This is a genomic window from Stenotrophomonas sp. AS012628 (genome assembly GCF_010608305.1).
GTDB classification, from domain to species: domain Bacteria; phylum Pseudomonadota; class Gammaproteobacteria; order Xanthomonadales; family Xanthomonadaceae; genus Stenotrophomonas; species Stenotrophomonas geniculata.
This window is the reverse complement of sequence record NZ_VMBJ01000004.1, coordinates 89,108-108,919: the sequence shown is the minus strand read 5'-3', so window position 1 is coordinate 108,919 and position 19,812 is coordinate 89,108. Positions and strand designations below refer to the sequence as shown.

Below are 19,812 nucleotides of genomic sequence, written 5' to 3'. Positions count from 1 at the left end.
CGGTTCAGTCCAGCGTGCCGAGGAAGGCTCGGGTTCGATATTCAAAAGCAACCTGGCCGTCGACCGCGTGGGCGGCGAACAGGTCCTGCAGGGCGGCGATCATCGGCGCATGGCGCGGATGACCGGCTTGGGGTGCGTAGGAGGAGGACAGCAGGCGCCCGCGCAGGGCGTCGAAATCCAGATGTTGCACGTTCGGCAGCTCCACCATGCCACGCAGACCGGGGCCGAACCAGGCCTGCATGGTGGCGTCGTCCTGGTAGCGCTCGGCAACGGCGGTGTAGTCGGTGCCGTAGTCCAGCAGCAGCTGCTCGTAGCCGATCAGGAACGGGCTGGCATCGAGCAGGCGCGAGTTCCAGTAGATCAGTGCCAGGCCACCCGGACGCAGGATGCGCTGCCACTCGGCGCGCACCGCCACGGTGTCGAACCAGTGGAAGGCCTGCGCGACGCTGACCAGATCGATGCTGGCATCGTCCAGTGTGGTGGCCTCGGCGCGGCCGTCCACCGCACGGAACTGCGGGTACTGCGGTGCCAGCCATTCCTCGGCCGCGCCCCGCATGGCGGCGTTGGGTTCAACCGCGACTACTGGATGGCCGCTGGCCAGGAACAGGCGACTGGAAATACCGGTGCCGGCGCCGATGTCGGCGACCACGGCCTCGTGGCTGACGCCCATCGGGCCATGCAGCCACTCCAACAGGGCGGGCGGGTAATCGGGCCGGTAGCGGACGTAGTCGGCGACGCGGCTGCTGAAGCGTTCAGTGCTGTCGGAAGTGGTCATGATGATCAGTTCGACATCGCGGCGAGCCAGGCCAGGCCGCCGAAGAACAGGATGAAGACCAGGATGGCGGCGATTACGGCGCCGACCATCACCCAGCCCAGCACCAGGCCGGTGACGGCCAGGCCATCGCCTTCCAGTTCATGCGGGCGGCGGCGGATCTCGGCACGGGCCATGTGGCCGGTGATGATGGCCACGATGCTGGCCACGAAGGGCAGGACGGTCCAGCTGGCGATGCCCATGACCAGGCTGACCACGGCCAGGGCGCTTGTCTGTCGGGGTGCCACGCTCATCGGGGTCCTCCTTGGCAGTGTGCACATGATAGTGCCTCTGCCCGGGCAATCCCATGGGCAGTGCCCTGTAGAGCCGAGCCCATGCTCGGCTGAACTCTGGGCCGATGCGGTATGGACCGCGTCTTGCGCGCAAGCCGAGCATGGGCTCGGCTCTACAAATTCAGCCCATCAACACCTGGCCGCCATCCACGTTGAGCACATGACCGGTGATCCAGCGCGCCAGCGGCGAGCACAGGAACAGCGCGGCGTCGGCGATCTCGCGCGGGTGGCCGAAGCGGCCGAACGGGATCTTCGCCAAGGTGCCGTGGTACAGCGCGGGATCTTCGGTGCGGCGGCGATCCCACAGGCCGTCATCGAACTCGATCGAGCCCGGGGCGATGGCATTGACCCGGATCCGGTCCTTGGCCAGCGCCAGTGCCTGCGAGGTGGTGTAGTGCGACAGCGCGGCCTTGGCGGCAGCGTAGGGCGCGCCACCGGGACGCGGCTGCTGCGCGGCGATCGAGGACAGGTTGAGGATGCAGGCATCGCTGGATGCGCGCAGCCACGGCAGTGCCAGGCGCGAGGCCCGTACCGCCGCCATCAGGTCGATCTGCAGGCTGGCGGCCCAGCCGTCCTCGTCATCGGCCATGCCATAGCCGGTGGCGTTGTTGACCAGCACATCGATGCCGCCGAGTGTATCGGCGGCAGCCTGCAGCCAGGCTTGGATCTGGTTGGCCTCGCCCAGATCGGCAGCGAAGGCGTGCAGCCCGACGCCTTGCGCCTGCGCGTCGGCACGCAGGGCATCCAGGCCGGCCTGGCCGCGGGCGCAGACCGAGACCCGCGCACCGGCGCCGGCAAATGCCAGCGCCATCTCACGGCCAATGCCCTTGCTGCCACCGGCGATGAGCACGCGGCGGCCGGTGAAATCAATCACCGGCTTGCCACCCTGTAGCGCCGAGCCATGCTCGGCTGCATTTCCTGCGGTGTTCATTGCACATCCTGCCGAGCATGGCCCGGCACTACAGAAAGCGTTACAGGTCGAACTTGATGCCCTGTGCCAGCGGCAGCGAATCCGAATAGTTGATGGTGTTGGTCTGGCGGCGCATGTAGACCTTCCACGCATCCGAACCGGATTCGCGGCCACCGCCGGTGTCCTTCTCGCCACCGAAGGCGCCGCCGATCTCCGCACCGGACGTGCCGATGTTGATGTTGGCGATGCCGCAGTCGCTGCCGGCGGCCGACAGGAACTTCTCGGCGGTCTTCAGGTTCTGGGTGAAGATCGAGGACGACAGGCCCTGCGGCACGCCGTTCTGCATGTCGATGGCTTCGTCGAGGGTGTCGTACGGCATCACGTACAGGATCGGCGCGAAGGTCTCGTGCTGGACCACGGCGTCGCTGTTCTTCAGGCCGGAGACGATCGCCGGCAGCACGAAGTTGCCGGCGCGGTCGATGCGGGTGCCGCCGGTTTCGATGGTGCCGCCGGCGGCCTTGGCCTGGGCGATGGCATCGAGGAACTGCTGCACGGCGCCGTCGCTGTTCAGCGGGCCCATCAGGTTGGCGGCATCGGTCGGGTCGCCGATCTTGCCTTCCACCTGCTTGTAGGCCTTGACCAGGGTGGCCAGCACGTCGGCGTAGATCGAGCGGTGCACGATCAGGCGGCGGGTGGTGGTGCAGCGCTGGCCGGCGGTACCGACGGCGCCGAACACGATGCCCGGCACGGCCAGCTTCAGGTCGGCGGTTTCGTCCAGGATGATGGCGTTGTTGCCGCCCAGCTCCAGCAGGCAGCGGCCGAGACGGCGTGCGACCTTCTCGTTGACGGTGCGGCCGACCTGGGTCGAGCCGGTGAAGCTGATCAGCGGCACGCGACGATCATCGACCATCTTCTCCGACAGCGCGGTGCCGGCGTCGTTGATCAGGAAGAAGATGTCCGGGAAGCCGGCTTCGCGCAGGGCGTCGTTGCAGATCTTCAGTGAGGCGATGGCGGTCAGCGGCGTCTTGTTGGACGGCTTCCAGATGCAGACGTCGCCGCAGATGGCGGCCAGGAACGAGTTCCAGCTCCACACCGCCACCGGGAAGTTGAAGGCCGAGATGATGCCGACCAGGCCCAGCGGGTGGTACTGCTCGTACATGCGGTGGCCGGGGCGCTCGGAATGCATGGTGTAGCCGTACAGCATGCGGCTCTGGCCCACGGCGAAATCGGCGATGTCGATCATCTCCTGCACTTCGCCGTCGCCTTCCGGCTTGCTCTTGCCCATTTCCAGGGCGACCAGCGAACCCAGCGCATCCTTGTGCTTGCGCAGCGCTTCGCCGCACAGGCGCACGGCCTCACCGCGACGCGGGGCAGGCGTGGTGCGCCAGACCTTGAAGGCTTCCTGCGCACGAGCGACGACGATCTCGTACTCGGCCTCGGCGGTCGCGCGGACCTGCGCGATCGGCTCGCCGGTGGTCGGGTTGACCGGGGTGATCAGCTCACCGCTGGTCGCGCTCGACCACTCCCCGTTGCCCAGGTACGTGCCAGCGTTGATCGCGTCCAGGCCAAGGGACTTGAGCAGCTCGGAAGACATGCAGACTCCTGTGTTTCGTTACGTTGTTTGGCGCTATCGCGGGCAGGTGGGGGACGCGATGAACAGAACCGCCGATGGTAGCAGAGGGTGGTGGTTGGGCTTTGGTGCGGTGCGGGGTGAGGCCACGCCGAGACGCCATCCCAGTGAGGAATGCCTATTCAGGCAGGCAGGGCTTCGCCCGGGCTGCGCGCGGTGTCAGGAATCGCCGGCTGCGGCGACCATGTGGGCGGGTTGCGATGCCACTGCCAGGCGCTGTCGATGATCGGTGCCAGCTCGGTCCATATGGGTCGCCAACCCAGCAGTTGCCGAGCGCGGGTGGAGGAGGCGACCAGGCTGGCTGGATCGCCCGGCCGGCGGTTCGCCAACTCGAATGGAATGCTTCGCCCGCTTACCTCTGCGGCAGCGGCGATGACTTCGCGGACAGAGAAGCCCTGACCATTGCCCAGGTTGAAGGCGTGCGCGCCGGGCGTGTGCTCCATGTACTCAAGAGCCAGTGCGTGTGCCTGGGCCAGGTCCTGCACGTGTACATAGTCGCGCACGCAGGTGCCGTCGGGCGTTGCGTAGTCATCGCCGAACACCTTCATGGCCGTGCCTATACCCAAGGCGGCACGCAGCACATTGGGGATCAGGTGGGTTTCGCAGGCATGGGCCTCGCCGATGCCGTGGTCGGGCAGGGCGCCTGCGGCATTGAAGTAGCGCAGGCAGGTCGAGCGCAGGCCGTAGGCTGTGGCTGCATCAGCGAGGATCCGCTCTGCCATCAGCTTGCTGGCGCCATAGGGGTTGATGGGCGCCTTGGGGTGGTCCTCATCGATCACATCCGACTGTGGATTACCGAATACCGCAGCGGTGGAGGAGAACACGATGCGATCGATGTCGTGGCGGCGCATGGCCTCCAGCAGGTTCAGTGTGCCAGTGACGTTGTTGGCGTAGTAGGTATAAGGAGCGGAAACCGATTCGCCCACCAGCGAACGTGCGGCGAAGTGCATCACGGCGTCAAAGTGACGGCCCTGGAGGGCGCGCTCGAGTGTTTCGGGGGCCAGCAGATCGGCTTCCAGCAGTTCGCCCCAGCGAACCGCATCGCGGTGACCGGTAGACAGGTTGTCGAGCACGGTTACGGAGTGGCCGGCTTCGGCCAGGTACTGGGCCATGTGGCTGCCGATGTAGCCGGCGCCGCCGCAGATGAGGATATTTCTGGTGAACAAGGCGGAGCTCACAGCCAGCTCAGGTGGTTTGATTGGGATGACATTTAGAAAAACTATCCCAGTGGCTATTTACATAATCAATGATCGAAGACCTGAAACGGTCGGACGAGAATTTCTCCGCATGCTTTCGGCACGTTTCAGCTAGAATTGGATTGGTTAGATTTTCGAAGCGATATATTGCATCAATAATTGAGTCCTCTGACTGCTCGGAGAACCAGATTCCTGTCGACTCGCCCATGTCGGCGCTTTGTTTTACGGTTTCAAGAGAGCCGCCCTTGCCGAACGCTATAACAGGAGTTCCGCAAGCTTGGGCTTCCACGGGGGTTATTCCAAAGTCTTCTTCCGCGGCAAAAACAAAAGCCTTTGCACGCTGCATGTGGCTCATTAGTGATTCGAATGGTTGATGTCCGAGTATCTTTACGTTGGGCGTTGCTTGTTTGCGTATTTTTTCCATGTCAGGCCCATCGCCAATAACAACTAGTTGCTTGTCGGGCAGTCGTGAAAATGCTCTGACTATCAAATCCATTCTCTTGTACGGCACGAGTCGAGATGCAGAAAGATAGAACTGCTCCTTGCCTTCTCTGTACTTGAAGGATTCCACGTCGACAGGAGGGTATATCACGTCCGCGTCTCTTCCGTACACCTTATTTATTCTTCGTGCAATGAATTTTGAGTTCGCGATGAAGTGATCAACTCCGTTTGACGTTCGCGAATCCCAAAGTCGAATGTAGTGAAGTATGGCTCTCGCGATCCATGATTTCGGCCCCGTGGTGAGGCCGGACTCCTGCAGATACTGATGCTGAAGATCCCATGCATATCTAATCGGAGAGTGAACATAGCTGATGTGCAGCTGATCGGGTCCGGTTAGCACCCCTTTGGCGACCGCATGCGAGCTTGAGATAATCACATCGTAGCTGGAAAGATCTAACTGCTCTATTGCAATTGGCATTACAGCAAGGTAGTTTCTGTAATGTTTTTTTGCGCCGGGTAGCTTTTGGATGAAAGTCTGCTTGGTTGAGCGCCCTTGAGTAATTCTCTCTCGATCAGCTTCGGAAAGGAAGTCTACTATGCAAAAAATGTCGGCGCCTGGGAATGCTTTGGATATTTCGGAAAGTACCCTTTCGGAGCCGGCGTATGTCACTAACCAGTCGTGAACTAGGCAGATCTTCACTTCGAATTCTCAACTGTTTCAAACAAATCAAGCAAGTCAGCGGCGGCACGCTGTGGCGTGTAGTGCTGGGCAGATTTGATTGCGTTTGACTCGATCTCCGCAATCGTGCGCGGCTCGTTAATTAATTTCATGAGAATGAGTTTCAGTGATCCATCTCCAGGTGTGTATATAAATCCATTATATCCATCTTTAATTACTTCCTTCTGTCCTCCATGGGTGGATGCGACTACCACCTTTCCATGTGAAAGAGCTTCATACGTGACGCGAGAGAGTGGCTCATTCCAAATGGAGGGGATGACTACTATGTCAACTAGAGAGAAGAAGTCGGAGCGATTGATGTGGCCTGTGAAATTCACTCGATCAGTATCATGTCTATTGCGAAGATTTACAGCGTAGTCGCTAGATATGGATCCAGAAACAACAATGCTGATCTGTCCTGATAGTGCGATATCTTTTGTTTCATCCAGGAAAATGTCGAAGCCCTTTGATGGCTGGATCTGACCCATCACTCCTACTCTTACTGAGGTGAGCTCGTTATGTTTCGCGCCGCATAAGGGCGTGGCTCTACCTGTGCTTGGGGCGCCTGCGTATATGACTTTCTTCCTTGCGGAAGTAAAGGCGGAGTCCCTTTCGAATGGTTCGAGAAGTATCTTGCTATTTGCGGCAACGCCACGAACGGTTTTTGAAAGGGCCCTTCTTCCTATGCAGCCAATGCGGCACTTCATGCACGTCGACTCGCAGTTCTTTCCTCCCTCAAAGCGAGACTGCCGTAGACAAATCCATGCGTAGTCTCTTAGTCCCGCAACTACAGGAATGCCGAGCATTCTGGCCATCAATACGACAGCTCTCCCGATTCCGGGTAGGTTGTTCGCATACAGAATGTTGAACTTTCCGTCTTTAAGAAGGCGAAATATCCTGGTTTGTGCGATAACCTGAGCAGATGTTCCAAATTGCCAGCCCAGTCTTCTGAGCAGGGTTCTGTTCTTCTGCAGTGGGGAGCCGCCGGAGAATGCTGTGGCGAGATAGTGCACAGTTACGCCATTGACATTCGCAATGCGCGGCTGCTCGTCGTGCGCAATTGTAAGTACATGCACCTCCTGTCCTAGTCCCATGAGCGCTTCGCACTGAAGTTGAAGTGACTCCTCGGCTCCGCCAACTTGGTGAGGGAAGTAGAAATTGTTGACGACAAGTATCTTCATCGTTTCAGCCGTACACGGAGCGCGATTGACAGAGAGATTGCAACTGCCATGAGCACCAAGGCTCGGGCAGAGGTGGATGGGGAGATAACATCTGGAGCAAGAAGTGCCAAAAATGGAGAAATGCTTGCCCACGCGAGATTCCTCTCCGACATTCTCAGGACGAAACTAAAGAATGTCCCGGCTATGAGACCGAAGAGCGGAACTAGGATGGCTCCCCCGGTATAGAAGGCCAGGCCATGTGGTCCAATTGGGAGTCCCCAGTTTACGGTTCCCGCATTTGCTAACACCGTGCCTACCGCGGCAGCCTCATCCGTCATGGGCTTATCTTTCCAAACGGCTCGGGGAATGGCGGAGAATAGGCTTGACGCCACAATTTCAGCGCCTGCATAAGGTGTCGCGTCCCTTCTAAGGAGTGACAGGAGGCTGGGGAAATTGTCTGCAGCTCCGGTGTCTAATACCAGTTTTAAAAAAACACCGGTTGCGGTATGGTACTGCTGTGATAGTTGGGAAGATCTGTATGTCCCTAGAGCGCTAACAAAAGTGATCCCAAGTGCAGCCATCATCGCCGTTCTTGCAATCGGGATGCTCTTGCGTTCTGCAAGCCACAGCATCGCAATTGGTGCAATTGTGGAGAACAAGGCAAAGCTTCTCCCGCCAAGCATGGCGAGCTCGGCGAATATTAGAACCGAGATTATCCAAGCCAGACGCTTGCGGCCGCTGAGGTAGTAAATGGCACATCCGACAGCACCAAAGCCGACTATGACTCTTAGAAATCCGATGCCGAAGTAGATTTCATAGCGACTGCTCATGTTGGCAAGCATAGTGCTGAGGCCGCCGACCTGATTTACAATGGCTGCGAACGCAATCTGGGAAAGCAGAATGAGAAGGATCGGAATTGCCTTTGGCGACGGCTTCTGGTCCAGGTTGATGGCTAACCCTGAATAGCTTCTTGCGAGATGGGAGGCTGCTGTGAGGAAAGATAGTGCCCAGATGCAAAGCATGAGCAAGCATTGGGCGCGAATCTCGGCAGCCTGGGCGCCGACCTCTGGTGCGTATCGCAGAGGTCGTCCGTCAAATACAGCCAAAAGAATGTCGCCCGCATAGAGCGTCTTCAAGATTAGGGCGGCGGCAATCCAGCTAAGCGGTATCCGTGACCTGGACGCTATCCACAGGCAAGTGAATAGAATGATTGCCGAGAGCATTAAGGATGCACCGATCCCGGCCTCAACCAGTGCTGCGGCAGTGGCGACTATTATCAGTGCGATGGATGCTAGGCTCGCAGAGGTCGAGGCATGCTTTGTGATCATCTTTTGGCGAAACCGAAGGCGGAAATTGCGACGTGTGTGGCTACAGCGAAGAGGAGATATGAATAGCCGGGATCGATCCCGCTAGCGAGAAGTGTGGCCAGCAAGGCGAATGCAGTCGTGCCAATTGCATAAACTTGTAGTGATCTTCCTTGAAGATGGAGCTTGTATGATCCCCATTGATTGGATGCCAAGATCACCGACGCACTGATGATGGTTAGAGTTTCATTGCTGGAAATGAATCCGATGATGGCCGCGGCGATCAATGTCGTAGCGCTTGATGCATCCAGTAGCCTCCTAAGCCTCTCGGTGTTGCCCGTCGCTCTTACTCGCGGTAGTACCAGTGATGTGAGCAATGCTCCTGCACCCGCTTGAACTGCCGCGCCGAAAAGAAAAGTGTTGTGTATCTGGGCGAAGCTTACCGAAGGTTCAGATGCTGCGCGAACGAGATTTTGATCATTTCTGTAGAGTGATGATGCGGCAACGCCAGTCGCTATTGATATGAGGTGTTGACGGCTTGGTGTGGGAGCGGGTGTCGCTTCTTCGGGTGTTGCGACCGTTGGGTCAAATATCGAGATGAATAGGATAATGAGAGCTGCGCAGCAAACTGCGGCTGTGCTGTCGAGGGGGAGTGCGTTGGCACAGGTAACGCATAGTGTGAGTACCAAGGCATTTCGAAAGAAGAGCCTCCTGAAGTATTTAACTTCAGTTCCTTTGGCAAGAAGGTATGCGTTACTGATAGAGAATGTTGCGCCTGCTAGAATTCCGAGAGCTATGGTGGTGCAGGTCAATGCTAGCGATTGATCCGAGAATGCTAGGGATAGTGCGAGTGCAGATGCTCCTGCGAGCGCAATTAGGCTGCGAGTCTTGCGGGAAAATTGATAAGAAGAAACTGTCGATAGTGACGTCTGGAATGCGGCTGCCTGCCCAATCTGGACTGCGGTAAGAAGTAGGCTGGTGGCCAAGTAGTAGGCAGAGTCGGCATCAGGTACTAGTTTGCCGCCGACAAGCGTCGACTGTGCAATCAGTGGTAGTGATAGTGCGAGGCCGTACCAGAAGAGTTTATGAATTGACGTCATGCGGTCTGATTACTGAGTTGGGCGCAACTCTTGTTTTTCTGGATACAGTCGAGTTTCCGATCACCACTGCGTTGGGAAATAACGTCGAGTTGTCCTCAATAGTGGGGTACGCTTCTCTGAGCTTTCCGATGGTTACTCCATGGTAGATCGTGACGCCCTTTCCGATTTTAGCTCCCTCGCCGATAACAATTCCCATTGGGTGAGGTAAATAGATTCCTTCTCCAATCTCGGCGCCTCGACCTACATCAATTGAGTGCAAGCTGATTAAAATGTTTCTTGCCAGCGCGTGGATGACCGTGTTTCCTGCAAGCGCCACTCGAATGAGAAGCGCAGCTCGTATCGACGGGTTAAGTAGTGCTCGTGCGAGCGGACGAACGCCACTTGAGCTTCCGTAGATTCTCTGAAAATCGGTCCTCACCAGGTGTGGGATGTTGTTGTTTTTATTCGACACGTTCAAGCCTTTCAGGCTTTACTGATCAAGGGTTTGGGTGTAATTGCTCTTGGGTCAATAGGCATTCTTGTGTATGAAGCCCTTGAAGATTGTGATGAATATTATCTTGAGGTCGAATTGGAGTGACCAGTTCTCAATATAAAATAGGTCGCACTCAATTCTCTTCTGCAGATCTGTAGATCCTCGCCAACCCTTGACCTGGGCCCAGCCAGTGATGCCCGCCTTGACCATGTGCTTCTTCATGTAGGACGGAATCTCGTGCTTGAACTTGTGCACGAACACCGGCCGCTCCGGCCTTGGTCCAACGATCGACATGTCGCCCAGCAGGACGTTGATGAACTGTGGTAGTTCGTCCAGGCTGGTCTTGCGAAGGAAGCTGCCCACGCGGGTAGCGCGATTCTCGCCTGCTTTCGCCCACACTGCGCCGGACGCGCCCTCGGCGTCGACCGGCATAGAGCGGAACTTCAGCATCCAGAACGTCTTGTTGTTCCAGCTCATCCGCTCCTGCCGATAGAAGATCGGGCCTGGGGAGCTCAGCTTCACCGCCACCGCAATCGCGAGCATGATCGGTGAGATCATGAGCAGGATGAGGCCGGCAAGGATACGGTCTTCCAGGGCCTTGATCAGGCGGGCGCCGCCCTGAAGGGGGGTCTGCTGAAGATTGATGACGGGAAGGCCCGCGACCTGCTCGACGGAGTGGTTCAGCAGGTGCAGCCCGAACATGTCAGGCACGAACTTGATATCGGCGGTGGAATGCTGCAACTGATTCAGGGCAATCGCGATGTTGTCTTCGTCGCGCATCGGCAGGGCAATCCACACCTGGTCGATATGATTGGCCTCCACGTACGCGCCGAGCCCATCCAGTTCCCCCAGCTTGCTTGCATGCTGCACGCTGCCGCGGTCAGAGGGGGTTCCGAACCAGCCGCGCACCTCAATTCCTGCCCAGGATGCCGACCTCAGGGAGCTGACGATGTGCTGCGAATCGGTCGTGGCGCCCACGATGACGGCGCTCCGCAAGTCTGCACCCCGGGCCCGGATCCAGCCGGCAATGCCGCGAACGCCAATGCGGAGTGCAATTACGCCAGCCAGGCTCATGCCAAACCACGAGGCAAGCCATATGCGTGAAAGCTCATCGGTTACCTGGATCGCGGTCGAGTAGGCGAGAAGGCCGCCGAAAATCACGGCCAGCTTCATCAGGACTTTGCCGAACTCGGCGAGCAGCCCGCGCCCGCGCCAGCTCTCGTACAATGACGAGGACCCAAGGACGAGAAGTGCGAAGAGAACGGTGATGGAGACCAAGCGGGCATAGTTCATCGGCATGTGCAGATCGCCGAATCTCATCGCGTAGGCGGCCAGCGCGGCTACCACCAGAACAATCGGGTCTCCGACCCGCAGAGCTAGGCTGAGCGCAGGGGCAAACCTGTTTCCTGAAGCGTTCCAGAGCCCAGCGTGGTGCCGTGCAGGCATGTAAGACATGTCGATTTCTTCCTTGTAGAGAATCCGTGCATCCAGCAATCGCCTCGCTGCCCGGCGGGCTGGCGGCGCCAATCCGGCCGTCAGTCCAACCCGTTAGCTGTTACAATCGATCACAGGATGATAACAGAACCTTCACCAAGGCGTGACCTGCGTCCGGATTCCCGGGGTTAGGGCCAGGGGCGCCGCCTCATCGGCCTGGTAGGGCTGGGTTCAGTTACACCCTCATGTCAGGTATGCTGCTTGGCTAACTTTCGTATGCGAAGCGTTGGTGACTGACGTTATGCACCTCACGTCGCCCCGCCAGAGGATTGGCCCATGTTCAACAAGGTGCTGTTGGTCTGCATCGGAAACATCTGTCGAAGCCCGACCGCAGAAGTGCTCATGCGGCACCAACTCAGGGATCGCACAGGGGTAGATGTCTCTTCCGCAGGGCTTCAGGCATTGGTCGGTCGGCCGATAGATGAGACCGCGGGAGAGCTGCTTCGGGAGAAGGGGCATGATCCGAGCGCCCATCGAGGGCGTCTGGCGACGCCATCCGTGCTGGCGGCGGCTGATCTGGTGCTGGTGATGGAGCAGTCCCACGTGGCGCGAATCGCCCGCGAGGTTCCTCAGGTAAGCGGCAAGACATTCCTGTTGGGGCATTGGGATGGAAGGGTGGAGATCCCCGACCCCTACCGCCAGCAGAGGATCGCGTTCGAACACGTTTACGGTTTGATCGAGCAGGGCGTTGCCCGCTGGGCCAGCCACATCAAGTAATTGCCGCACTGGTGCGGTTTTTTCACGAAACGGAAGCTATGACCAAGGAAACCAGTGCGCGGCCCACCCGCGAAGACGACGAGATTGATCTGCGGGATCTGCTGGGCGTTCTGATTGACCGCAAGTGGTGGATCCTGGGAACAACCTTCCTGTTCGCGATGGTTGGCGCCGCCTACGCGATCCTGACGCCGCCGGTGTATCGGGCAGAGGCCACGGTGCAGGTTGAGTCGAAGATGCCGACCATTCCGGGTCTTGCAGATCTGACCTCTCTTGGCGGCGGCGGCAGTACCGCGTCCACCACTGAGGTTGCGCTGCTGACCTCGCGCACGATCGTCGGTACCGCGGTCGACAAGATGCAGCTTGAGACGGTCATCGAGCCCCGGCGTTTCCCATTGGTGGGCGGGCTGATTGCACGTCGTTTCTCGGGTGAGACCGAGGGTGAAGTGGCGGCTCCGGTTCTGGGGCTTTCCAGCTATGGCTGGGGCGGCGATGAGCTGAAGATCCATCGCCTGGATGTTCCGGCACGGCTGCTCGACGAGCCGATGATGCTTGTTGCAGGTGACAAGGCTGGGGAGTACTCGCTGCTTGATGGCGAGGGCGAAACCATTCTTGCCGGCAAGGTCGGTATGCCGGCCGAGGCGCGGGGAATCAAGATTGAAGTCGCGAGCCTGAATGCCAATCCGGGCATGCGCTTCGCGCTGACCAAGCAACGTCGCCTCGATGTCATCGCCGGGCTGCAGGAAGACATCCGCGCATCCGAACAGGGTAAGGACTCGGGCATTCTTCGCGTCAGCTACGAAGACACCGATGCGGATCGTGCGCAGGCGCTGGTGCAGAACATTGCTGAAGCCTACGTCCGGCAGAATGTCGACCGCGGCTCTGCCGAGGCCGCAACGCAGCTTGCCTTCGTGAAGGATCAGCTGCCAACCGTGCGCAAGCAGGTGGAGGACGCGCAGGCGGCAATGGCGGCCTACCAGTCCCGTTCGAACTCCGTCGACATTACGATGCAGACCAAGGGTCTGCTCGAGCAGGAGGTCGCCGTTGAGGCCAGCATCCAGCAGCTGCGCCTGAAGCAGGCGGAGATGGATCGCAGCTTCACGCGCGAGCATCCGGCCTACCGTGCGATGCTGAACCAGATCGGCGAGCTTGAGGCACGCAAGAGTGGCTTCCGTCGTGAAGTGAGCGCACTGCCTGATACGCAGCAGGAGCTGCTGCGACATACCCGTGATCTGCAGGTCAGCAATGAACTGTACACCGCGCTGTTGAACCAGGCGCAGCAGTTGGATGTTGCGCGGGCCGGTACGGTTGGCAATGTCCGGATCGTTGATGATGCGATCGTTGATATCAGCAAGCCGGTGAAGCCTCGCAAGCCGCTGATTGTTCTTGTGTCGTTCCTGCTGGGCGCATTCCTGTCCACGGCTGCAGTTTTCCTGCTCCGCATGCTCAATCCTGGCGTGGAGGATCCGGCGCAGATCGAGGAGCTGGGGCTGCCCGTGTATGCCGCCATTCCGCTCAGCAACTCGCGGAATCTTCTGAAGGTTCAGAAGGGCAAGGGTGGCAAGAAGCGCGTGGTGGCAGATGGCCGGTCCCACCTTCTGGCCGCCGCCGAGCCTGCCGACCTTGCGGTGGAGGCATTGCGCAGCCTCCGCACAAGCCTGCACTTTGCAATGCTTGAGGCCAAGAACAACATTCTGGCCATCTCGGGCCCGCGGCCCGGTGTCGGCAAGACCTTCATTTCGGCGAACCTGGCGGCTGTCGTCGCTCAGGCGGGCCAGAAGGTCCTTGTCGTCGACGTTGATATGCGAAAGGGTACCCTGCACAAGGTGCTGGGCGTGTCGCATTCCGGGGGCTTGTCTGACGTGCTGGCCGGCAAGGTGACGCTGCAGGATGCGATTCATGCCGTCCCGGGCCTGGAGAACATGCATTACATCACCCGCGGTGATATTCCGCCGAACCCGTCCGAGCTGCTGATGCACCCGCGCTTCCTGCAGCTGCTGGAGGGCCTGGCCAAGGAATACGACCTGGTGATCGTCGATACGCCGCCGATTCTTGCGGTCACCGATGCCGCAATTGTGGCCAACCACGCCGGCTCTACCCTGATGGTGACGCGATTCGGCGTGAACCAGCCGAAGGAGATCGAGCTGTCGATGAAGCGCTTCGAGCAGAATGGCGTGAAGGTGAAGGGCGCGATCTTCAATGCGGTGGAGAAGCGTGCCACGGGCTATTACAGCTATGGCTACTACGAGTACGCTTCAAGCGAGAAGTGATTGCTCCAAGGGGTGAGCTGAAGGGCTTTCACCTCCGGGAGAGAGGAAGGGTCGGTTGCATGTGCAACCGGCCCTTTCTTTTGGCTGCAGGACACCAGGTCAGCGCAGGCAAACGAGAAGGGCCGGCTGCGCTGACAGCCGGCCCTTCCTTGGTCTCTGTCGAGTGGGGTGGATGCCCGTCGTCAGTCGTCGATTCTGTCGAGATTGTTGAAGAAGAAGTCCGGATCCCGCTCTGAAGTCAGCTGGTACAGCGCATAGCTTCGGCTCAGGCGCGCGCCACCATCCCGATACAGCGGATTCCAAGCGAACGTTGCACGCGCGCGGGTTGAGCGTGGCAGCAGGAAGTCGAAGGGGATCGAAATGAAGATGCCCTTATCGAAACTGCCTTCGCCAAAGTCCTTGGATGAAACATCGGTCTTGGTGGCGTATGCGCCCATGTTGACGCCATTGTCGAAGGCGCGCGCGACCGAGACCGTGGCGCCCCAGTCCTTTGCCAGGTAGCGACCGGCGCTGATCATGCTGGTGATCTTGTGCTCATCGCCCCACTGATAATAGAAGCTGGCGTGGCCGGTGGTGGTGCTGTAGTCGCGGAAGCTGAAGCGTTGATCGAAATCGCGCTGCTTCACCCAGTTCAGCTCGGCACCCACGGCCCAGCGCTCATTGAGGGGGCGGTAGAGGATCTCACCTCCCACACCGCCGTACATGGCCTCGAACAGCCCGGCGTAGGCCGAGCCATACAGGTCTTTGCCCAGCTGATGATTGCTGGTGAACTGCAGGTTGGTCAGGGTCAGGTCTTCCGTAGTCAAGTACTTACGGATGTTCGTGCGGACCCGGGGCAGGTTGCTTGGGGCGTCGTAGCGGAAGCGGTCGTAGTTGTTGTACGCGTTGTAGCTGAGCGTTCCGCTCAGCCAGGTATTCCGAGTGAAGTGGAAATTGGCCGAGTAGGTGCCTGCGACCTGGAACAGGAAGAAGCCATCGGGACCGCCGAGTTGCTGCTGGTACCCAATATTGAACGCGCCATCGTAGCGCCGAAGTGGCGCCGCATAAAGGCTCTCACGGCGCTGCTGCGCAGGTGCTGCCTGCTCGATGTGGCCGGCCAGTTCGCTCAGCGGGGTACGATTGTCGAGGTAGCTGTTGAAGGTGCTGCGCTCGATGCTGCTTTCCACGACGGGTACGCCCAAGCGGGTATTCTCGATCGTGAACCAGGTGGTATCGGATGGCAGTTCGGAATCCAGGATGCGCGCCGCACGGCCAACTCCCTGCGCCGGGTAGTAGAACCGGCGCTGTTCGCCGCTGACGATGACTTCCGATCCACGTCGGCTGATGCCCGTGACACGAAGGCCGGCATTCTCTTCCAGGGTCCGGCTCAAGGCGGGCCAGTCGATGTCATCGATTGACTGCGCAGAGGGTGCCGCGGATGCACGTGCAACTGGGGGCGGATCCAGCAGCTTGGGCGTGGATTTCGCTCGTGCCACATTGCCGCGCAGGGTAATGCCGAACATGGCTGTGTCGCCGCGCTCCCAGCCAAGATGCAGTTGCACGTTGGGATTCACGGCATAGCTTGCGCCCAGGTTGATCGGGCTCTTCTGCGTTTGATTGTTGTTCTGTGGTTCGCGCGTGTAGTCGTTGCCGTCGTACTCAAGCTTCAGCTGCAGGGGCTCCCAGGGGGTCTGGTACGCGATGCCGCCGAAGATGCCGACGGGACCGCGGAACATGCCCTTGCTGTTGAAGTTGCCAGTGCCCTGCGCGCGCGGGCGCTCTTCAAAGCGATCGCTGATCACTCGAAGTGGGTTCGAGAAATCGCCTCGATTGCCGATGTAGCCGGTGGCGAGGCCGAGGCTTGCATCGATGGGCCCGAATCGCTTGCTTGCAACCAGATACTCACTGGAGAACAGGCCAGTACCGCCGATATCGCGGAAGCCTGCGGACAGCTCAGGCGCCCATCGGCTTTCCTGCCACAGCCGGACCTTCAGGTCGATCGACTTGTCCTTGTAGTTCTGCTTGCCGCTCAGCCATTCCGGGCCATAGCGTCGGTTCGCTACCGATACATAGCGGAACGCGCCTTCGACCCAGGGCAGGGGCTGCATCACCACGTTGTAGCGACTGTAGGGCGAGGTATGGCTTGCGGTGAAGCTCACCTCGCCGTCGTCGGCCATGCGTGCGGTGGGGGTCTGCAGAAGGCCAACGCCGCCCCAGTCGCTCGCGGTGGGAGCAGGGGCGGCTTGTGCGTGCAATACAGCACTGACGCTCAGGCTGAGAAGGGCAGCACTGGTGCGTGCCAGTGGGATGGAACGATGGCGCATCAGTATGAAACTCCGGGTGCATCCAGCACCTGGGTGGCAAGGAAGCGCACGGCATCCTCGTTGACATCGGGGGCAATCGTGCGGATCTTCGCGGCGTCCAGCGGCACATAGATCACCGCTCCAGGAGCAAGGTGCACGGGTGTGCTGCGGTTCCACAGGGCCACGCCGAGTTGCTGCACTTTGCCGTCGGGCTGGATGACGTAGAGATCATCCCGGCTCGCCGCTGGCAGGATGGGGCAGGCGCTGCGATAGTGTCGTGCGTCAAGCGAGAACTGATGTTCGAGCTTGCACGGTTGTGCTACGGCACCAGTCACCTGCACGGTATCGGGTCGGCCGGGATAGACAACGCGGTCGCCCTCAAGTGCGGGCCGATTTTCCGTGGCGCTTGCTTCAAGGCGGCGCGGATCAAGCAGCTGTGGCTCACGCCCCGTTACGGGTAGATCCCCGAGTTCGCGCGCCAGTAGAGCGGCTGCCTCGGCAAGCTCCGGGGCGTCCTGCTGAGAAGCGAGCGTTTCAAGGTCGAAGAGCAGGCCGGCCTTGAGGCGGGTCTGAGGCAGCAGTGAGCGTTGTCGCAGAAGCGCCGCTCCCGGCATGTAGGCTTCTGTATCCGGTGCTGCTGCGAGTGCTGCCGCGCTGAGGCGGGCCCGGGCAGGCAGGGTGTGTGCGCCAGGGTTACGGACATGGCCGACCGCTTCGACGCCAATCGGCGATGAGGCGTGCGCATGGGTGGCCAGCGCCAGTGCCAGCCCAAGGATGATCGGTCGCAGTGTCATCGGTTCTGCAGGTCCTGCGAGTAGGGCTTGAGCTGGACAACTTCAAGGCTGGTGTCGGGTGCGATGGCCTGGATGCTCTTCCAGATGAACCCGTTGGCAGGATCGACCCAGTAGTGGTTGTCGCGCTTCCAGCCTTCGCCCTGAAGCTGCTCCCGCACGTGCAGCAGCTCGCGTTCGCTCTCCAGGATATGGACCTTCTCTTTGCCCAGGGTGGTCAGGGTGCCGATGACCTTCATTCCATAACGATAATCAGGCATCACGTCGTATCGGCGTTGCACGGTCGTGCCGTCTGCTATCCGGTGCAGCGCGTGGAAGGGGGAGTCCCCTTCGAGCGTCATGTCCTGAAGCTCCGGGCTGCTGCCGTGGGTTCCGACGACGACACCATCACGGAGGAAGACGATGCTTCGCTCGGAGCTGTACCAGGCCTGGCGCCCGGAGTCGATGTTGCCAAGCACCAAGACGGCGCCGCCTGCCGGACCGGTGACCTTGATCTGCGGGAATCGATTGGCGGCTACCTCGGCGGCCGTGGGGTCCACGTCGGGCTTGCCCTGCAGCGCCATCTGGACCGACTTGACGCTGGTCTTGCCCACCACGCCGCAACTGGTTGCGGTGATGAGTACAAGCAAGGCCAGCGCCACGGGGCGCTGGCGGTTTGCGTGTCGGGTGGCGGCCTGAGCGATCCTGCTCATGGTGCGGGCCACCTTACTTGTCCAGGTCGCTGCGCGCGCTGGCGGCGTTGCTGATGATGGAGGTGAACGGCAGCAGCTGGTTCACGAACCGGCTCCAGCGGGTCACGCCAGCGGCGCCGACGAACACGACATCGCCGGGCTGCAGGTCGAACTGGCTGGCCACGGCAAATGCGGTCGGTGACTTGGCTTCCAGATGGAACACCTGCGACGGAGTGCTCTGCAGGTCGTTCGAGCCGCGGATCACGTAGACAGCGTTGCCATTCGACGTGGTCTGCAGCAGGCCGCGCGCACGTCCAAGGGCCTGGCTCAGGGAGATTTCGCCGGTCTTGAAGTTCATTGCACCCGGCTGATTGACCTCGCCAACCACGAATACTTCCTTGTGGTCGAGATAAGGCACGTAGATGTGATCGCCGGACTTGAGGAACACATTGGTGTCACCGCCGCCGCTGCGACCCAGCCGATCGAGATCGATGGTGTAGGTGGTGCCATCACGTGTCAGGCGAATGCCGGAGAGGTCGGCCTGTGCCGGGTCAAGGCCTGCCTGGCTGATGGCATCGCCCATCGTCAGCGGCGTTACCGTCAGCGGAACGGTGGCGGCCTGGCGCGAGGCGCCGGTGACCCAGACGCGCTGGCTGGCATAGGTCAACATGGAGACGTCCACCTGCGGCGCTTCGATGTAGCGTGCCAGCTTGGTGGAGATCTCTTCGCGCAGTTCGCCGGGCGTCTTGCCCGTTGCGGTGATCTTGCCGATGTAGGGATAGAACAGCGTTCCGTCGGACTGCACGAGGCGGCCTGCGGCGTTCAGCTGCTGCTGCGGGCCCGCTGGCACGGTCAGTTCGGGGTGATCCCAGACGGTGATGTAGAGAATGTCGCCAGCACCGATGCGGTAGGGGCCTGGCTGATACTGGGTCAGGGCAGCGGGCAGCGCCGCGACGTCGCGGGTGGCGCGCTCCATGGCGATCAACTTGGGCGTGATCGGAATCAGTTCGATCTGGTCGTTGCCAATGGGCTGATCATCGCGAGCGAAGGTGCTCGAGCGAAGATGCTGGCCTGGCGCCCACATGCAGCCGGTCAGGGTGAGTGCCACCGTCATTGTGGCTACGAAACGCTTGCAGTCCATCGAAATCTGTTCCTGGCCCGATCGGGCATGAAAAAGCCCTCGCCGAACGTCGCCCGGCGAGGGCGGGGTTACTGCTTCGGCGGACCGATCAGTTGGTGCCGGTGGTGCCGGTGGTGCCGGTCGTACCGGTGGTGCCGGTCGGCGGGTTGGTGGTGCCGGTACCGCCGTTGTTGCCCGCGTCGTCCTTGCTGCTGTCCGCAGCAACGCTGTACAGCACGCCAGCAGCGGCAATGCCCAGGCCCACGGTAGCGACGGTGGTCAGGGTGCCGGTGGCGGCAGCGCCAGCAGCTTCAGCACCAGCAACTTCGGCGCTGGTTTCGGCGGCGACAGGAGCTTCCTGGGCGAACACCGGCGAGGACAGGCCCAGCAGGGCCAGGGCGGCAATCATCTTCTTCATCTACGGGGTCTCCTACT

The 19,812-nt window shown here is 60.2% G+C and carries 17 protein-coding genes; 2 read left to right on the top strand and 15 right to left on the bottom strand.

Annotation, left to right across the window (positions count from 1 at the left end):
• Positions 1 to 4: 4 nt before the first annotated feature.
• From G5A07_RS03740 to G5A07_RS03690, 10 genes are all read right to left on the bottom strand, one after another.
• Positions 5 to 775 (bottom strand): class I SAM-dependent methyltransferase, encoded by a 771-nt coding sequence (locus G5A07_RS03740; RefSeq protein ID WP_010484693.1) that lies wholly within the window; start codon positions 773 to 775, stop codon positions 5 to 7.
• A 5-nt stretch (positions 776 to 780) separates the two neighbouring features.
• The gene (locus tag G5A07_RS03735; RefSeq protein ID WP_010484694.1) at positions 781 to 1,065 is read right to left on the bottom strand and encodes a DUF4190 domain-containing protein; all 285 of its coding nucleotides are present in this window, start codon (positions 1,063 to 1,065) and stop codon (positions 781 to 783) included.
• A gap of 160 nt (positions 1,066 to 1,225) precedes the next feature.
• On the bottom strand, positions 1,226 to 2,035 hold the full coding sequence (locus G5A07_RS03730; RefSeq protein ID WP_191862837.1) for an SDR family NAD(P)-dependent oxidoreductase: 810 nt from the start codon (positions 2,033 to 2,035) through the stop codon (positions 1,226 to 1,228).
• A 40-nt stretch (positions 2,036 to 2,075) separates the two neighbouring features.
• The gene (locus G5A07_RS03725) at positions 2,076 to 3,608 is read right to left on the bottom strand and encodes an aldehyde dehydrogenase family protein (protein ID WP_191862835.1); all 1,533 of its coding nucleotides are present in this window, start codon (positions 3,606 to 3,608) and stop codon (positions 2,076 to 2,078) included.
• A 158-nt stretch (positions 3,609 to 3,766) separates the two neighbouring features.
• Positions 3,767 to 4,810: a UDP-glucose 4-epimerase GalE gene (galE, locus tag G5A07_RS03720; protein WP_191862834.1), complete on the bottom strand. Its 1,044-nt coding sequence runs from the start codon at positions 4,808 to 4,810 to the stop codon at positions 3,767 to 3,769.
• Between the two features lie 19 nt (positions 4,811 to 4,829).
• Positions 4,830 to 5,951, bottom strand: a complete 1,122-nt coding sequence (locus tag G5A07_RS03715; RefSeq protein ID WP_223107590.1) for a glycosyltransferase family 4 protein — start codon at positions 5,949 to 5,951, stop codon at positions 4,830 to 4,832.
• A 26-nt stretch (positions 5,952 to 5,977) separates the two neighbouring features.
• Positions 5,978 to 7,180, bottom strand: a complete 1,203-nt coding sequence (locus G5A07_RS03710; RefSeq protein ID WP_171952076.1) for a glycosyltransferase — start codon at positions 7,178 to 7,180, stop codon at positions 5,978 to 5,980.
• On the bottom strand, positions 7,177 to 8,295 hold the full coding sequence (locus G5A07_RS03705; RefSeq protein WP_191862830.1) for a hypothetical protein: 1,119 nt from the start codon (positions 8,293 to 8,295) through the stop codon (positions 7,177 to 7,179). The genes G5A07_RS03710 and G5A07_RS03705 overlap by 4 nt, the downstream gene beginning before the upstream one ends.
• 188 nt (positions 8,296 to 8,483) lie before the next feature.
• On the bottom strand, positions 8,484 to 9,563 hold the full coding sequence (locus G5A07_RS03700; RefSeq protein ID WP_171952074.1) for a hypothetical protein: 1,080 nt from the start codon (positions 9,561 to 9,563) through the stop codon (positions 8,484 to 8,486).
• 505 nt (positions 9,564 to 10,068) lie between these two features.
• Positions 10,069 to 11,490 (bottom strand): undecaprenyl-phosphate glucose phosphotransferase, encoded by a 1,422-nt coding sequence (locus G5A07_RS03690; protein WP_191862828.1) that lies wholly within the window; start codon positions 11,488 to 11,490, stop codon positions 10,069 to 10,071.
• 315 nt (positions 11,491 to 11,805) lie between these two features.
• On the opposite strand from G5A07_RS03690, the gene G5A07_RS03685 reads away from it, so the two are divergent.
• Together G5A07_RS03685 and G5A07_RS03680 are read left to right on the top strand one after the other, a co-directional pair.
• Positions 11,806 to 12,246, top strand: a complete 441-nt coding sequence (locus tag G5A07_RS03685) for a low molecular weight protein-tyrosine-phosphatase (RefSeq protein WP_010484736.1) — start codon at positions 11,806 to 11,808, stop codon at positions 12,244 to 12,246.
• Between the two features lie 38 nt (positions 12,247 to 12,284).
• Positions 12,285 to 14,513, top strand: a complete 2,229-nt coding sequence (locus G5A07_RS03680) for a polysaccharide biosynthesis tyrosine autokinase (RefSeq protein WP_191862826.1) — start codon at positions 12,285 to 12,287, stop codon at positions 14,511 to 14,513.
• Between the two features lie 182 nt (positions 14,514 to 14,695).
• On the opposite strand, the gene G5A07_RS03675 is transcribed toward G5A07_RS03680, so the two are convergent.
• The 5 genes from G5A07_RS03675 to G5A07_RS03655 form a co-directional block, all read right to left on the bottom strand.
• Positions 14,696 to 16,816, bottom strand: coding sequence for a YjbH domain-containing protein (locus G5A07_RS03675; RefSeq protein WP_191862824.1), 2,121 nt, complete (start codon positions 16,814 to 16,816; stop codon positions 14,696 to 14,698).
• Entirely contained in the window at positions 16,816 to 17,589 is a 774-nt protein-coding gene (locus G5A07_RS03670) for a capsule biosynthesis GfcC family protein (protein WP_100053203.1), read from the bottom strand. Before G5A07_RS03670 ends, G5A07_RS03675 begins: the two co-directional genes overlap by 1 nt.
• Complete coding sequence (locus G5A07_RS03665; RefSeq protein ID WP_010484744.1) at positions 17,586 to 18,278, bottom strand: YjbF family lipoprotein; 693 nt, start codon at positions 18,276 to 18,278, stop codon at positions 17,586 to 17,588. Before G5A07_RS03665 ends, G5A07_RS03670 begins: the two co-directional genes overlap by 4 nt.
• 13 nt (positions 18,279 to 18,291) lie before the next feature.
• A complete protein-coding gene (locus G5A07_RS03660) occupies positions 18,292 to 19,398 on the bottom strand; it encodes a polysaccharide biosynthesis/export family protein (protein WP_010484747.1) in 1,107 nt (368 codons plus the stop codon).
• Between the two features lie 88 nt (positions 19,399 to 19,486).
• Complete coding sequence (locus G5A07_RS03655; protein ID WP_010484749.1) at positions 19,487 to 19,795, bottom strand: hypothetical protein; 309 nt, start codon at positions 19,793 to 19,795, stop codon at positions 19,487 to 19,489.
• Positions 19,796 to 19,812: the final 17 nt, after the last annotated feature.

Bases quoted from the DNA above. Each gene is read 5' to 3' on its own strand.
- G5A07_RS03660 (WP_010484747.1), bottom strand. From the start codon at position 19,398: ATGGACTGCAAGCGTTTCGTAGCCACAATGACGGTGGCACTCACCCTG.
- G5A07_RS03670 (WP_100053203.1), bottom strand. From the start codon at position 17,589: ATGACACTGCGACCGATCATCCTTGGGCTGGCACTGGCGCTGGCCACC.
- G5A07_RS03665 (WP_010484744.1), bottom strand. From the start codon at position 18,278: ATGAGCAGGATCGCTCAGGCCGCCACCCGACACGCAAACCGCCAGCGC.
- G5A07_RS03685 (WP_010484736.1), top strand. From the start codon at position 11,806: ATGTTCAACAAGGTGCTGTTGGTCTGCATCGGAAACATCTGTCGAAGC.
- G5A07_RS03740 (WP_010484693.1), bottom strand. From the start codon at position 775: ATGACCACTTCCGACAGCACTGAACGCTTCAGCAGCCGCGTCGCCGAC.
- G5A07_RS03690 (WP_191862828.1), bottom strand. From the start codon at position 11,490: ATGTCTTACATGCCTGCACGGCACCACGCTGGGCTCTGGAACGCTTCA.
- G5A07_RS03700 (WP_171952074.1), bottom strand. From the start codon at position 9,563: ATGACGTCAATTCATAAACTCTTCTGGTACGGCCTCGCACTATCACTA.
- G5A07_RS03725 (WP_191862835.1), bottom strand. From the start codon at position 3,608: ATGTCTTCCGAGCTGCTCAAGTCCCTTGGCCTGGACGCGATCAACGCT.
- G5A07_RS03735 (WP_010484694.1), bottom strand. From the start codon at position 1,065: ATGAGCGTGGCACCCCGACAGACAAGCGCCCTGGCCGTGGTCAGCCTG.
- G5A07_RS03710 (WP_171952076.1), bottom strand. From the start codon at position 7,180: ATGAAGATACTTGTCGTCAACAATTTCTACTTCCCTCACCAAGTTGGC.
- G5A07_RS03730 (WP_191862837.1), bottom strand. From the start codon at position 2,035: ATGAACACCGCAGGAAATGCAGCCGAGCATGGCTCGGCGCTACAGGGT.
- G5A07_RS03680 (WP_191862826.1), top strand. From the start codon at position 12,285: ATGACCAAGGAAACCAGTGCGCGGCCCACCCGCGAAGACGACGAGATT.
- G5A07_RS03655 (WP_010484749.1), bottom strand. From the start codon at position 19,795: ATGAAGAAGATGATTGCCGCCCTGGCCCTGCTGGGCCTGTCCTCGCCG.
- G5A07_RS03675 (WP_191862824.1), bottom strand. From the start codon at position 16,816: ATGCGCCATCGTTCCATCCCACTGGCACGCACCAGTGCTGCCCTTCTC.